Annotated in this window: 13 protein-coding genes; 5 read left to right on the top strand and 8 right to left on the bottom strand. The window is 45.3% G+C overall.

Annotated features, from left to right (window positions below; all coding sequences use genetic code 11):
* Positions 1 to 70: 70 nt before the first annotated feature.
* The 7 genes from H6571_10220 to H6571_10190 form a co-directional block, all read right to left on the bottom strand.
* Positions 71 to 973 carry a DUF4835 family protein gene (locus H6571_10220; GenBank protein MCB9324098.1) on the bottom strand — a complete coding sequence of 301 codons (903 nt, stop codon included), beginning with the start codon at positions 971 to 973 and terminating at the stop codon, positions 71 to 73.
* Positions 974 to 1,009: 36 nt separating this feature from the next.
* Complete coding sequence (gene coaBC, locus H6571_10215; GenBank protein ID MCB9324097.1) at positions 1,010 to 2,209, bottom strand: bifunctional phosphopantothenoylcysteine decarboxylase/phosphopantothenate--cysteine ligase CoaBC; 1,200 nt, start codon at positions 2,207 to 2,209, stop codon at positions 1,010 to 1,012.
* Positions 2,210 to 2,397: 188 nt separating this feature from the next.
* Positions 2,398 to 2,742 (bottom strand): DNA-directed RNA polymerase subunit omega, encoded by a 345-nt coding sequence (locus tag H6571_10210; GenBank protein ID MCB9324096.1) that lies wholly within the window; start codon positions 2,740 to 2,742, stop codon positions 2,398 to 2,400.
* Positions 2,702 to 3,541 carry an outer membrane protein assembly factor BamD gene (gene bamD, locus H6571_10205; GenBank protein ID MCB9324095.1) on the bottom strand — a complete coding sequence of 280 codons (840 nt, stop codon included), beginning with the start codon at positions 3,539 to 3,541 and terminating at the stop codon, positions 2,702 to 2,704. The genes H6571_10210 and bamD overlap by 41 nt, the downstream gene beginning before the upstream one ends.
* A 274-nt stretch (positions 3,542 to 3,815) precedes the next feature.
* Positions 3,816 to 4,646, bottom strand: a complete 831-nt coding sequence (locus tag H6571_10200) for an outer membrane beta-barrel protein (GenBank protein ID MCB9324094.1) — start codon at positions 4,644 to 4,646, stop codon at positions 3,816 to 3,818.
* Positions 4,647 to 4,942: 296 nt separating this feature from the next.
* A complete protein-coding gene (locus H6571_10195; GenBank protein ID MCB9324093.1) occupies positions 4,943 to 5,875 on the bottom strand; it encodes a ribose-phosphate pyrophosphokinase in 933 nt (310 codons plus the stop codon).
* A 7-nt stretch (positions 5,876 to 5,882) separates the two neighbouring features.
* Positions 5,883 to 6,857, bottom strand: coding sequence for a polyprenyl synthetase family protein (locus H6571_10190; GenBank protein MCB9324092.1), 975 nt, complete (start codon positions 6,855 to 6,857; stop codon positions 5,883 to 5,885).
* Between the two features lie 411 nt (positions 6,858 to 7,268).
* Between H6571_10190 and H6571_10185 the strand changes: the two genes are divergently transcribed.
* From H6571_10185 to H6571_10170, 4 genes are all read left to right on the top strand, one after another.
* The gene (locus H6571_10185) at positions 7,269 to 8,378 is read left to right on the top strand and encodes a hypothetical protein (GenBank protein ID MCB9324091.1); all 1,110 of its coding nucleotides are present in this window, start codon (positions 7,269 to 7,271) and stop codon (positions 8,376 to 8,378) included.
* Between the two features lie 72 nt (positions 8,379 to 8,450).
* Positions 8,451 to 9,872, top strand: coding sequence for a hypothetical protein (locus tag H6571_10180; GenBank protein MCB9324090.1), 1,422 nt, complete (start codon positions 8,451 to 8,453; stop codon positions 9,870 to 9,872).
* Positions 9,873 to 9,883: 11 nt separating this feature from the next.
* Positions 9,884 to 11,281, top strand: a complete 1,398-nt coding sequence (gene lpdA / locus H6571_10175; protein ID MCB9324089.1) for a dihydrolipoyl dehydrogenase — start codon at positions 9,884 to 9,886, stop codon at positions 11,279 to 11,281.
* A gap of 220 nt (positions 11,282 to 11,501) precedes the next feature.
* Positions 11,502 to 12,209 (top strand): Crp/Fnr family transcriptional regulator, encoded by a 708-nt coding sequence (locus tag H6571_10170; GenBank protein ID MCB9324088.1) that lies wholly within the window; start codon positions 11,502 to 11,504, stop codon positions 12,207 to 12,209.
* Between the two features lie 15 nt (positions 12,210 to 12,224).
* Here H6571_10170 and H6571_10165 read toward each other — a convergent pair whose 3' ends face one another.
* Positions 12,225 to 12,443, bottom strand: coding sequence for a hypothetical protein (locus tag H6571_10165; protein MCB9324087.1), 219 nt, complete (start codon positions 12,441 to 12,443; stop codon positions 12,225 to 12,227).
* Between the two features lie 179 nt (positions 12,444 to 12,622).
* Between H6571_10165 and H6571_10160 the strand changes: the two genes are divergently transcribed.
* The gene (locus tag H6571_10160; protein MCB9324086.1) at positions 12,623 to 13,714 is read left to right on the top strand and encodes a hypothetical protein; all 1,092 of its coding nucleotides are present in this window, start codon (positions 12,623 to 12,625) and stop codon (positions 13,712 to 13,714) included.
* Positions 13,715 to 13,769: the final 55 nt, after the last annotated feature.

Genomic DNA, 13,769 nt, shown 5'->3' with positions numbered 1-13,769 from the left:
CCGCACATGGAGCCCATCGATAGCCCGGGCACTTATTAAATCAAATTCAATGAGTACCTGGATCCCCAAATTACTTAATCCTCCTGTATTTCGAAGCATTAGACGGATCCACCCTTGACATCACCCGAATGACTTTGTTTTGTTCCTCGGGGGAGGCTATTTGGAATATATCGATGATTTCAGAAGCTTTGGTCGCATTAAAAACCTGGAGAATCATACAATTTGGATAAGCCTGGTTGACCTTTTCAATATCATCAAAAGTCAAAGCAATGGCCGCCCGGCCTCCTGATGCATTACTGGCCATCAGATCAAGACCCTGGCGATGGTATTGGTACATGGCCAGTCTAAATGGCTTTACCCTTGGCGACAATAGGTTCTCCGCCAGCCAATAGCGATTTTTATTGCTTTCGGAAGCGGTCCACCCACTGTATGGACTTGGAGTAGAGCTGGATGGAATATTATTTATGGCATCCTGGGCCAGTTGAAAATATTCCTGTCCTCCCATCGGAGAAAAAGAATCGTAATCCAGTCCGATGATGATATAGGCATAAAAAGCCAGGATGGAAGAAAGGTTTCCGTTGAAAGAAGTCTTACTGTAAATCAGCGGCTCGAATTGCTGGTATTCAAAAACGACATCCCTGTCCAGGTGGTTGAAGACCGGGCTTTCCGAATCGGCATTGTAAATAGGCCGTGAAGCCTGTATAGCGAGATCCGCTTTGAAACTGGTTGGAGATGATTCTTCCTGGATGGTGATCACGACGTTACAATTGATGCGTTCCTCTGTTTCAAAAACGTCGTTAGTCCATTTCTGATTATTCAAAAATTCTCTGACGGTTTGCTCCAGCGTTTCAAAAACTTTGGCATCCACCGTCTGTAGTTTCTGCGTATTGATCTTAACGTTGCAATTGAGTTCCTGGGCCGAAAGTGACAGCACCGTACTCAATAAAACGATTACTATGGAAATTTTTTTCATGAATAACTTTACATTTATTATTTCAAACAAATACTGTCAGGCAAGAGTTTCGGAAAGTTTATTAATAATATCCACCGCAACGGCGGCCTTTGATTTTAACTCAAATTTACTGATCTTATTGTCTTTCCCAATGATGGAAATTTTATTTGTGTCATGACCAAAACCGGCTCCTTTGTCGTTCAGCGAATTCAGGACGATAAAGTCAAAATTTTTCTTTTTGATCTTGGCTTTGGCATTCTCCACTTCTGATTGGGTTTCAAGTGCAAATCCAACAAGTACCTGGCCGGCTTTTTTTGCCAGTCCAAGTTCTTGGGCAATATCTGGATTCTCTATCAATTCGATGATAAAATCCTGGTTGTTTTTCTTTATTTTTTGTTCCGCGAAATGTTTCGGACGGTAATCGGCTACGGCGGCAGCCAGGATGGCCGCATCACAACCGGGGAATAAACTGGCGGCCTGGTCCCTCATTTCAATGGCCGTTTTTACGGGGATGACCTTCACCCCCTGGTGATCGGTGCTCAGGTGCGTGGGGCCTAATACCAGGAAGACTTCTGCTCCGGCGGCGGCGGCGGCATTGGCCAGCGCAATCCCCATTTTCCCGGAAGAATAATTGCCGATAAATCTTACGGGGTCAATTTTTTCGTAGGTCGGACCGGCAGTGATCAATACTTTTTTACCTGAAAGAGGTTTGCTGTGGACAAAAAAAGAATCGAGGAAGGATACGATATCCTCCGGCTCGGCCATGCGGCCCTCGCCGGTCAGCCCGCTGGCCAGTTCACCATATCCCACCGGGATCAGGTGGTTGCCGTAGGCTTTCAGTTTTTCGACATTAGCCCTGGTGGCAGGATGCTTCCACATATCGAGATCCATAGCTGGGGCAAAAAACACCGGGCATCGGGCGGAAAGGTAAACGGCAAGTACCGCATTGTCGCAAATGCCTGCGGCCATTTTGGCCAGGGTGTTGGCCGTAGCAGGGGCCACGACCATAGCATCAGCCCAAAGCCCCAGCTCAACGTGATTGTTCCAGCCTTCTCCCGAGCTCACCGTAGAATGTACGGGATGCCCCGAAAGCGTTGAAAGGGTAAGCGGAGCGATGAAATCGGTAGCTGAAGAGGTCATCAGCACTTTGACTTCGGCCCCGGCCTTGACGAGCAGGCGGGTCAGAAAAGCAGCCTTGTAAGCGGCGATGCTGCCTGAAACAGCCAGGATTATTTTTTTGTTTTTTATATTGTCCATATAAATGCAGAAATGACGACCTCGCACCGTGGTGAGGTCGTCATTTTTATGTTAATGAAGCCATTTATGCCGTTGCTTCGTTTGGCCCGGTTAAAAAATTCCTCGATTGCTCCCGGAATCAGGCCGGATTGAATATTGAACATTCGCTTTGCTGGTGCCGGCAACCTCAGGCCAGGTCAGTTTTCCGGTTAGTGACGGACGTTGAGCGATTTGTCCTTAAAACGGTGGTATAATTCTCCTTCGACGTATTCCTCCGTAGCAATAATGGCCGGATTGGGAAGGCGCTCGTAGAATTTTGAAATTTCGATCTGCTCTTTGTTTTCGCTGATCTCTTCGATAGTGTCAGAAGAAATGGCGAATTCTTCCAGTTTTTTGTTGAGCTCGTGTTTGATTTCGCCTACGAGGTGATTGGCACGCTTGGCGATAATATTAAGCGTTTCGTAAATGTTTCCGGTTTCCTTAGCAAGCGCCTTTACATTACGGGCGCGAATATTAGGATCCAGCCCTTGAACTCTGCTTTTGATGTCCGTCATTATTAAGTGAATTTAATTTTTCTCTTGAATTATTTAACATATTTTCGACCTCTTTGTTGTTTGCTCCATTGGCAAAAAGATCTAAATAATCTTGTGCTTTTTCTATGGCGAGCTCATAACGCTCTTTTTGTTTCTCTCTAAAACTGTTGGATGCCCACAGATATGCTGACCTGGAGATGAGGTAACGCACCTGTTCCGCCTCAGCAGTTTCAGGGAAATCTACCAGCAAATTGCCGAAAGACTGTATGGAAGCCTGGTACCTTTTGATGTCGTAGTACAATTTTCCTTCCTCGAAAGCTTTTTGTTCCAGCTTCTTCCGCATTTCGTCTATCAGGTTGTTGCATTCACCCACCCGCTCACTAAACGGGTAAGTGTTGATGAATGTCTGTAAACCGTTTATCGCTTCTATAGTATAAGTCTGATCGAGCCTGAAGGTCGGAGACATTTTATAGTTGCAATAAGCAGCCATATAGTCTATTTCCTCCCGCCGATCACTTGTGCTGTATGTTTTACTGAAAATATTAAAGTAATAAGCAGCCAAAACATACTGTTCCTGGTAGTAATAGGTATAGGCGTATTTGTAATAAATCTCTTCAGCCTCTTTTTGTCCGCGATAGCTGCTGATCACCAGTTCATAAAGCGATTGTGCCTTCTGAAAATTATCATCGGCATAATAAGCATCGGCTTTCGCCAGAATCAATTTCGGGTCGCCACTCGCTCTTGTTTTCTCAAATTCACTCTTGCATGAGGCGAAAACAGTGAGCGCAATTACAGCTAAAATAATGTTCCTAATATTCATAAGCCCGCAAAGTTAAGCTTTTTTAAGTTAAGTACAATAATATGTGATGCCGGAATTGCATCTTTTCCTTAATAGAGGCAGTAAAAAAGCTCAAAAGGTTGTTTTTGCCAGGTTTAAAGTTATCGATTTACCCAATAACTGTTACAGTCGTTCCAATCCGCGTTCCATCACGTGGTAAAAGCGGAACACTGGTCAGTACGGGTTAAGCGGATTTTAACAGATTTCCGTTCCAATCCGTTCGATCCGTTTCAATCCGCGTTCTATCTAAAAATCGCTATTTCCTGATTTTACTGATCTCCGGACACCTGATGCTTCCAAAATAATACATCATACTCACGCTGAAAATAGAATAACTGTCATTGTTGTTGGCATTACCGCGTTGGCGGCCTTCTTTACTGATGGGATTGTCCACGCCCAGGGAACGATCTGAAAGGGCTGCGGCGATCTCTCCTTTATCCCGGCGCACATCGTCATTATCGGGGTACAGGGTACTCACATCATCCAGGTAATCGGTAAAGGCAGAGCGAATACCTAATTCCACATTGATGCTCCACTGGTAATTGAGGTCAACTTTCATGCCTGCACCAAAAAGCCATGCGCCTGACATGGGCAGGTATTCTTCCCCTTTAAACTGTCCTTCAGTGCCGAGAGGGCGGAGTTCGTAGACCTGGCCCTGGTATTCGGCCGTGGGATTGTAATAAAATGCAGAAAGTCCTCCAAAAAGGTAAGGAGTGAAATATTCATCAGCACTGCCGTGAATATAAGGCAGGAAGTTGAATTCCAACTGGGCCGATCCGTCAACGATGACTGATTCAAAACTCAAATTGCGCTGTTGTTCGAATATGTTTTTGGAATCGGCATCGGTAGCGGAAACGGTTCCGTAGTTTCCTGAAAACTTCAAACAGATACGGGTGTTGAAATTATACCTGAAGTTCAGACTGCCGGCAATACCGGGTTTATTCAGCCGGTAATTGGTATTCAAATCGCCAAAGTAATGGGACAGCCCCACCCCGGGACCAACTTCCCAGCCTTTTTGAGCCACGATCATCGTGGTGAAGAGGCTGAACACAAGAACTCCTGCAGCAACTTTGAAGGTTTTTATCATTGAATAATTCATGAATTTTCTATTGTTAATGTCCAACGGGGCGGCATTATTCGTGATTCAAGAACCGCACACTGGGAAATAAACGCAAAGATAAGATAAATGGTATATGTAGGTGAAAGGTTAAATTAAAAGTTTGTCTGTGCATCGTCTTTGGCCAGAAATGATTTAGGAGGGGGAGGAGTGAGGGGCGCAGAACAAACACCTTCAAAATCAAACGACTTGAAACCACCTGGAGCACATGGAACCACCTGGAACACCTGGAATCATCTGGAACAGCGAGCCTGCGAGCAAAAAGCCTACGGCTTTACAAACAAGGCCGAAATCGACCGGTGTTCATAAGTATTCCGGATGGCCCGGGAAAAAAGTTTGGCGGTAGACAACTGTTTGATCTTGGCCACCTTCTTTTTCAATGGCAATGTATCGCATACGATCACCTCTGTCAATTGGGAATTTTCAATCCTTTCGTAAGCAGGGCCGGAAAGTACAGGGTGTGTGCACATGGCACGAACACTTTTGGCTCCTTTGGCAATTAAGGCATCAGCAGCATGGCAAAGTGTGCCTGCGGTATCAATGAGGTCGTCAATGAGAATCACGTCGGCACCATCCACATCTCCGATGACGGTCATCTCGGCAATTTCATTGGCTTTTTTTCTGTATTTGTCACAGATGACCAGATTTTTTTCAAAATATTGAGCGTAGGTTCTTGCACGTTTGACCCCACCTACGTCGGGAGAGGCAAAAATGACTTTATCGAGTTTTTGCTTTTTCAGGTAAGGGATAAAAATGGCCTCACTTTTAAGGTGATCCACAGGGATGTTGAAAAAACCCTGTATCTGGTCGGCGTGGAAATCCATGGTCATCACACGATTGACCCCGGCGTCTTTCAGGAGGCCGGCGATGAGTTTGGCAGAGATAGGAACACGAGGTTTGTCTTTTCTGTCCTGGCGGGCATAACCGAAGTAAGGAATGACCGCGGTGATGTAACCGGCAGAGGCTCTTTTGGCGGCATCGATCATGAGCAGCAGCTCCAGGATATTGTCTGCCGGCGCAAAAGTCGACTGTATAAAAAATACGTAACTCCCCCTCACGGATTCGTTGATTACGGGATGCATTTCTCCGTCGCTAAAACGATTTACGGTGATGTCTCCCAACGCCTGTCCGTGGAAATCAGCTATTTTTTCAGAAAGGTATTGCGTTTCAGTTCCTGAAAAAAGTTTTACATCAGTCATGTTTAATTTATCTTTTTCTATCGGTGATAAAAGCCACGAGGTCTTTTAAGGATTCCCGTGCAGTAGTTTCCGGAAAAGTATTTAATAATTGAAAGGCCTGATCACGATAATCGTTCATCGCTTTTTGTGAATATTCGAGCCCCCCGCTTTGTTGCACAAAATTAATGACTTCCTTCACTTTTTCAGCGTTCTCGCTGTGGTTTTTTATAATATTTATGATATACCTGCGATCTTTTTTGGGAGCATGCTGTAAAGCATAGATCAGCGGAAGAGTCATTTTCTTTTCTTTGATGTCAATGCCCAGGGGTTTGCCCACATCTTCTGATCCAAAATCGAAGAGGTCATCGCGAATCTGGAAGGCGATGCCCAGCTTTTCGCCGAAGAGTCTCATCAATTCGATGACGGCATCGTCGTTGGTAGCCGAAGAGGCTCCGGCGCTGCAGGCGGAAGCGATCAGGGAAGCCGTTTTGTTGCGGATGATGTCGTAATAAACGTCCTCGGTAATGTCGAGGCGGCGGGCTTTTTCTATCTGGAGCAACTCCCCTTCACTCATGGCTTTTACGGCCGTGGAGACGATGTCGAGCTGGCGGTATTCTTTGTGTTTGAGGGCGAGCAGCATACCCTGTGAAAAAAAGTAATCGCCGACGAGTACGGCAATTTTGTTTTTCCAGAGGGCATTGATGGAGAAAAAGCCCCGGCGTTCGAAAGAATCGTCCACTACGTCATCGTGAACCAGGGTAGCGGTATGGAGCAATTCAACGAGAGAGGCCGCCCTGAAGGTGGATTCCGAAATGTCACCACAAATTTTTGCTGCAAGAAAAACGAAGATGGGGCGAACCTGCTTGCCTTTTCGGCGAACGATGTAATAGGTTATTCTGTCGAGTAACGGAACCGGACTGCGCATAGCTTCCCGAAAGTGAGTTTCAAACTGTTTTAACTCTGCCTCAATAGGTTGTTTAATTTCCTTCAACGACTTCGCCATGAATGTTCTGCTTTTCGGAATCCAAAACTATGAAAAAGTTTTCATACACCACCATTTCAATCAAATTTCTTTGTAATAGTCAACAAGTTAACTTAAATTTACCTTTGAAAAATGTTGAGTACGGTGGCAGAGAAGACTTATAGTGTTTGCAATTGAATATTTTATATACATAATAGCCGGAAAAAGGTTTTAATCCCGGCAGTTTAAACCATAAATAATTCATTTCTATGTGATTGACAATAAAAAAGATATTACGGCTAAAGGATCGTTTTATCCTTGGAATTGTCTTTGAATCGGCACTCCTTATTAGATTATCTTCTCTTGTTTACCTCATTTTTTACTATTTACTGTTTCCGGAAATGAAAATATTTTCATGGTCGGGTATGAATGGTTTTATCAACAAAGGGACCGATGCACTTTAACGAGGTAATAGGACAACAGGCTGTGAAGGACGATCTGCACCAAATGGTGGCTTCGGATCGGTTGCCTCATGCCTTGCTGTTCCTTGGCCCCGGGGGGAGTGGTAAACTGGCGCTGGCCCTTGCCCTGGCGCAACATGTACTTTGTGAACAACCGGTTTCCGGTGAAGCCTGCGGGCATTGTCCGGAATGCTCAAAAGTGGAAAGACTGATCCACCCTGATCTGCATTTTTCCTTTCCCACTGTGGGCGCTGGAGTGACCAGCGATAATTTCCTGCCCCATTGGCGGGAAGCCATTCTCGAAAATCCCTACATGGATGTCAACGAATGGTTGCAGCGTATAGGAGCGGAGAACAAACAGGGCAACATCAACAAGCAGGAGTGTGTGAATATCATTCATAAACTGAGCCTTAAAACTTATAAAAGCAACCGAAAGATCCTCATCATGTGGTTGCCGGAATACCTGGGAAAAGAGGGCAACAGGCTGTTGAAACTGATTGAAGAACCACCGGATCAGACGCTTTTTTTGCTGGTAGCAGAAAACCAGGAACTGATTCTGAATACCATTTTATCCCGCTGCCAGATCGTGAAGGTAAACGGGCTGAGCGATGAAACCATTTCCGAAGCCCTGAAGGTTTTGACGAATGTGGATGAAGGGACAGCAAGAGTGGCGGCCCAGTTATCGGATGGAAATTTTAACGAAGCCCTCAAGTTTGCCCGGAATAAGGAAAGCGACCACGCCGGGCTTTTCCTCAGTTGGCTGAGGCTTTGTTATCTGGGGAATGGCGTAAAACTGGTCAGCTGGACAGATAAATTTGCCGAGCTGGGCCGCGAAAACCAAAAGCAGTTCATTCAGTATGCCCTGCACTTTTTGAGAGAATTTCTTATATTAAAAATAACCCAAATAGAAAAGGTTCGATTGCAGGAGACGGAGTTGGAAACGGCCCGAAAATTATTGCCCATTATCGAATTCGACCAAATTGAAAAAATAGTAAATCTGCTATCGGAAAATGCGTACTTCATTGAAAGAAATGCTAATCCGAAAGTTTTATTTTTGAGTGCTTCGATTGAGGTGAACAGGATTTTGAAACGGAGAGCGTAGCCTCAAAACTCAACCGGGACCCCGTAATTTCGTAACGACGAATGGAGGTGTTCTTCAAAATATATATATACAATGGCTTGTACAGGATGTGCATCAAAACAGAGCGGCAGTTGTAACCGTTTAAACACCTTTGATTGGCTCAGTGCCATGCATATTGATGACCCTATCCCTTTCGAAATCGTGGAGGTCAGCTTCAAGGACGGGGCCAGAAAGGGATTTTTTCATACGGATGATTCTGTCCCCACCGTAACCGGGGATCTCGTGGTGGTCGAATCAAAAAACGGCTATGATATGGGCCGTATTTCCCTTTCCGGGGAATTGGTCCGTCTTCAAATGGTCAAAAAACGCGTCACCCAGGAAAAAGTAGTCCACAAGATTATCAGGGTAGCTACTGAGCGCGACGAGGAGCGTTATGATGAAGTTCGCTCCCGGGAAATGGAAACCATGGTCAGGGCGCGCGTTATTGCCCGTACCCTCGATCTGGATATGAAAATTGGAGATGTGGAATACCAGGCCGACGGCCGGAAAGCCACTTTTTTCTACACTGCCGACGGTCGTGTGGATTTCCGGGAACTCATCAGGCATTACGCCAAGGAATTTAAGGTGAAAATTGAAATGAGACAGATCGGCGCACGCCAGGAATCTTCCCGTATTGGCGGGGTGGGCTCCTGCGGCAGAGAGCTATGTTGCTCTACCTGGCTCACCAATTTCAAATCCGTTTCTACCGGTGCGGCACGATACCAGAATCTGGCCATCAACCAGGCTAAGCTTTCCGGCCAGTGCGGCCGTTTGAAATGTTGTCTCAACTACGAATTGGATACTTACCTCGACGCCCTGACACATTTTCCAAAAAATGCCGAAAAAATCCAAACAGAAGGCGGCCCGGCCGTGTTGATCAAAACAGATATTTTCAAACGGTTGATGTTTTATGCCTATCGTGGGGAAAAAGGGGGCCGGAGCCGGATTTTTGGACTGGAAGTGGATACCGTCAAAGATATTCTCGAAATGAATGCCAAAGGCAATAAACCGGTCGATCTGAGTGCCTTGCATTATGTGTCGCCGGTAGGAGTGGAGGAAGAACTGGACTTTGAAGGGGATGTAACCGGTGCGATAGAATTGCCGGCAGAGCAGAAAAAACGTTCCCGAAACAGCAATAAGAACCGCAGAGGTCAACAGGGAAGAAACAGTAATAACAACAGGGGCGGGAATAATCAGTCTTCGGGAAACAAGCCTGCAGACCGACCAAAGCCTGCGGATCGGAACAAGCCTGATAATCGATCTAACAAACCTGCGGACCGGAACAAACCTGATAATCGACCCAACAAGCCTACGGACAGGCCTAAGCCTAAAAACGAGGGAGAAAAGGATAATCAAAATAAAAAACCAGATACTCCTCCGAACGAAAGAACAGGCAATGCCAATAAAAACCGGAATCGTAACAATAGAAACCGTAACCGTAACCGGGACAATCGGGATAACAATAAAAAGGACTAATACCGCTAATAATGAAGTTTGATTTAACCGTAATCGGATCTGGCCCGGGAGGCTATGTCGCTGCTATCAGGGCAGCTCAACTGGGCTTAAAAACGGCCATCATTGAAAGATACCATACACTGGGTGGAACCTGCCTGAATGTGGGATGCATTCCTTCAAAGGCCCTGCTGGATTCTTCTGAGCACTATTACAATGCCAAAGAGCATTTTGCACTCCATGGGATTGAAGTGAAAGGCCTGAAAGTAGATCTTCCTCAGATGGTGAAAAGAAAAGATGAAGTGGTGGCTCAGACTACCGAGGGCATCAATTTTTTGATGAAAAAGAATAAGATCGAAGTTTTTCATGGCCATGGCACTTTTCTTTCTCCCCATAAAATCAAAATTTCGGGCACTGAAGAAATGGTGATAGAAACCGACAAGGTCATTATTGCCACGGGGTCCAAACCCATCGTTCCCGAGGTCTTTAACTATGACAAAAACCGTGTCATTACTTCTACAGAAGCCCTCAATTTGCAACAAGTTCCCAATAGTATGGTCATCATTGGGGGGGGCGTGATCGGACTGGAGCTCGGCTCGGTTTATTCACGCCTCGGCACTTCAGTAGAAGTGGTCGAGTACCTCGATGCGATCATCCCGGGGATGGACAAGGATTGTTCCAAAGAATTGATGAGGTCACTGAAGAAACAAGGGATAAAGTTTCATCTCAAACATAAGGTCACTTCGGTTAAGGCGGGTAAAAAAGGCGTAACCGTCGGAGTGCAGAAACGCGATTCTGAAGAGACGTTCACACTTAATGCCGATTACTGCCTGGTGGCCATAGGTCGTCGCCCTTATACAGACAACCTCGGACTTGAAAATGCGGGGGTTGAGAAAGATGATAAAGGCAGGATCGCCGTCAACGAACACCTGGAAACCAATGTGCCGGGTATTTATGCGATAGGGGATGTGGTGCGTGGTGCCATGCTGGCTCACAAAGCCGAAGAAGAAGGAACCTACGTAGCCGAAAAAATTGCGGGGCAAAAACCACATATCAATTATAACCTAATTCCGGGAGTGGTGTACACCTGGCCGGAAGTAGCTGCGGTTGGCCAGACGGAGGAGGAACTCAAAGCGGCAGGCATTGCCTATAAATCAGGAAAATTTCCTTTCAAAGCTTTGGGGCGTGCCCGGGCGAGCACCGATGTAGACGGTATGGTAAAGATCCTTGCGGATAAGGAAACCGACGAAGTACTGGGCGTGCATATGGTTGGCGCAAGGGTGGCTGATATCATTGCGGAGGCGGTAGTGGCGATGGAATTCAGAGCTTCCGCCGAGGATATTTCGAGGATGAGCCATGCCCACCCGACTTTTACGGAGGCCGTGAAAGAAGCAGCCCTGGCCGCTACAGCAAATCGTCCAATACACATTTAACTCAAGGGGTAAAACCACTTGAGTTAATTTTCAAAGATCAAATTTCAACTTCCAAATACGAAAGGAGACATCTTTACTTACGTTTTGTGATTTGGAGATTGTCACGTAGTCGATTTATTGCAACCTATGTTATTTAGTAATTTCAGGGACAATTTGCATTTGTGTTTCAAACCAGAAGGGGGAAATCATGTTATAACTTAAAAGTATTAACAGGAAAGATATGAACGACAATCACAGTCTATGGTATTTGGAAAATATTGATGTGACCAATATGCTTTGCCCCAAAAAAGAAAAAGCCGGTCATGTTGATAAACATTTGCACCGACAGGTTAAAAAAGGAGAATACATATACCTTCCTGAAGAACATTCTGATAAAATGTATTTTCTCACCGAGGGCAGGGTCAAAATTGGAACCTACAATTCCACGGGGAAAGAAATTACCAAGGCTATTTTAGGGGTAGGAGAAGTTTTTGGGGAAATGGCTATTCTCGGGGAAGACAAACGCAGGGATTTTGCCATCGTCATGGAAGATGCCGAAATGTGTGTGCTTACCGTTGAAGATATGAAAGCACTTATGCGGGAAAATTCCAAAGTTTCCATGTTTATGTTCAGAATAATGGGAGACCGAACCCGTAAAATGGAGCGCCGGCTGGAATCTCTGGTGTTCAAAGATTCCAGAACCCGTATCGTAGAATTTTTACATGAACTGGCCCTGGAAAAAGGCCGCAGGATCGGGTACGAACAGGAAGTCAGAAATTTTATCACTCACCAGGAAATTGCCAACCTTACCGCTACCTCGCGGCAGACCGTTACCACCGTACTCAACGAATTACGCAATAAAAATATCCTCGTTTTCAACCGCCGCCGCATGCTGGTCCGGGATATGGACCTCCTTGCCAGGGAAGCGGAGCATCAGGTGAATGGGTAATTATTTAAAAAATGATTAAAGCCTTTTGTCCAGGTTTTTGAGTAAGGCCTTGGCTTTGATTTTGAATAATTCAAGATTAGGAACGTGATTACTGTAAACAAAAGCCCGGTGGTAGGCCACCCTGTTTTTATAATCAGGTTCGTTGAGCACATAATTCATAAACTCATATGATAAAATTAATAAAAACATCCACATTTTATCCGGGCTTTCCTTCTGAATTGGTATTCCATTCATTTTTAAACTTAAAATCACGGGTTTCAGGCAGCTGGAAAGCAAAAAATATCATAACCTGATATAAATCATACTGTCCCTCTGAGTTTCGTCATAGCTTTTTTGGCTAAAAACCCTTAAGTAGTGGTTGTTTTATAGTTCGTGGAAAAGGATACGTTTTATCAAAACAAAAAACTATTATTATGAAGTCGATTAATCTAATAAAAAGCATGATTGCTACCGGTGTTTTACTGGTGTTGATCATAGTTAATGCCGGGGCACAATGGTTGCCCCAGAAAACAGGTTTGCCTGATGGTATTGAAGGAATTTACAATTTTTCTGTCGTGGATGCGACTACCATTTGGGCGATCCCGTTTTCTTTTTCAGGATGCCATAAGCTGGTGAAATCAGTAGATGGAGGCAAGACATGGAAAGTGATTACAGTAACGGGAGGGGAAGGTCTGGCTTTTGCCGACATTCATGCGTTGGACGAAAATAATGTATGGGTCGCTATGTGGCCCTCCGGCATTTCCTCCAACAGTGCCATTTTTCATTCTTCAGACGGTGGAGAAACCTGGGTGCAACAGGAAACGGCATTTTTCAATACTTCCGGGTATGTGGCCTTTATCCATTTCTTTAATGAAAAAGAAGGCATCACCGTAGGTGACCCCAATGGCGGACAATTTGAAATGTATTTCACCCGCAATGGGGGAGAAAAGTGGCAGGCGGTGTCTATCAAAAATATCCCGATGCCCAATATTGGAGAGGCCGCAGTGGCCGGTAATTTTGAAGTCAGCGGCAATACCATCTGGTTCGGAACAACCAAAGGCCGTGTGTTCAGAAGTACGAACCATGGAGTCAACTGGACCGCTTCAGAACCGCTTTGGAATGGGGCGGTGAGTTGTGCCTTCCAGGATGAGATGACAGGCCTTGCGGTTTCCAATGGCAATTCCGATCTAAAACCCTCATTGATGCAAACTTTTGACGGCGGACTTACCTGGACTCCAATGGACTCTGCTCCGCCGATCTCAGGGTTTATCGAATTTGTACCCGGTTCAAAAGATTCCTACGTTATCGCCGGAACGGGTAAAAACGGTACAGATAAAGGATCTGCTTATACCATCGATGGTGGAAAAACCTGGGTTCTTGTGGATGATATGGAGCACTTTTCATCCGTGTTTATCTCTCCCCAACAAGGTTATATAGGATCTGACAACACGGTTTTGTTTAAGTGGGTAGGTCCTGTTCTGGAAGAAGAAACGGATGCCGAAAAAGTAAAAAAGGTAATCAATTAAGTTAATGTTAGTTTTTGAAGCTGTTTAGTCAAGGAGACTCCTTGGCTAAACAGCC

This window comes from Lewinellaceae bacterium (genome assembly GCA_020636105.1).
GTDB lineage: Bacteria > Bacteroidota > Bacteroidia > Chitinophagales > Saprospiraceae > BCD1.
Note: the sequence above shows the minus strand (reverse complement) of the source record. Positions and strands in the feature narration are given on the sequence as shown.

Excerpts from the sequence above, each read along its gene's own strand:
- H6571_10220 (MCB9324098.1), bottom strand. The coding sequence starts at position 973 with ATGAAAAAAATTTCCATAGTAATCGTTTTATTGAGTACGGTGCTGTCA.
- coaBC (MCB9324097.1), bottom strand. The coding sequence starts at position 2,209 with ATGGACAATATAAAAAACAAAAAAATAATCCTGGCTGTTTCAGGCAGC.
- H6571_10210 (MCB9324096.1), bottom strand. The coding sequence starts at position 2,742 with ATGACGGACATCAAAAGCAGAGTTCAAGGGCTGGATCCTAATATTCGC.
- bamD (MCB9324095.1), bottom strand. The coding sequence starts at position 3,541 with ATGAATATTAGGAACATTATTTTAGCTGTAATTGCGCTCACTGTTTTC.
- H6571_10200 (MCB9324094.1), bottom strand. The coding sequence starts at position 4,646 with ATGATAAAAACCTTCAAAGTTGCTGCAGGAGTTCTTGTGTTCAGCCTC.
- H6571_10195 (MCB9324093.1), bottom strand. The coding sequence starts at position 5,875 with ATGACTGATGTAAAACTTTTTTCAGGAACTGAAACGCAATACCTTTCT.
- H6571_10190 (MCB9324092.1), bottom strand. The coding sequence starts at position 6,857 with ATGGCGAAGTCGTTGAAGGAAATTAAACAACCTATTGAGGCAGAGTTA.
- H6571_10185 (MCB9324091.1), top strand. The coding sequence starts at position 7,269 with ATGCACTTTAACGAGGTAATAGGACAACAGGCTGTGAAGGACGATCTG.
- H6571_10180 (MCB9324090.1), top strand. The coding sequence starts at position 8,451 with ATGGCTTGTACAGGATGTGCATCAAAACAGAGCGGCAGTTGTAACCGT.
- lpdA (MCB9324089.1), top strand. The coding sequence starts at position 9,884 with ATGAAGTTTGATTTAACCGTAATCGGATCTGGCCCGGGAGGCTATGTC.
- H6571_10170 (MCB9324088.1), top strand. The coding sequence starts at position 11,502 with ATGAACGACAATCACAGTCTATGGTATTTGGAAAATATTGATGTGACC.
- H6571_10165 (MCB9324087.1), bottom strand. The coding sequence starts at position 12,443 with ATGAATGGAATACCAATTCAGAAGGAAAGCCCGGATAAAATGTGGATG.
- H6571_10160 (MCB9324086.1), top strand. The coding sequence starts at position 12,623 with ATGAAGTCGATTAATCTAATAAAAAGCATGATTGCTACCGGTGTTTTA.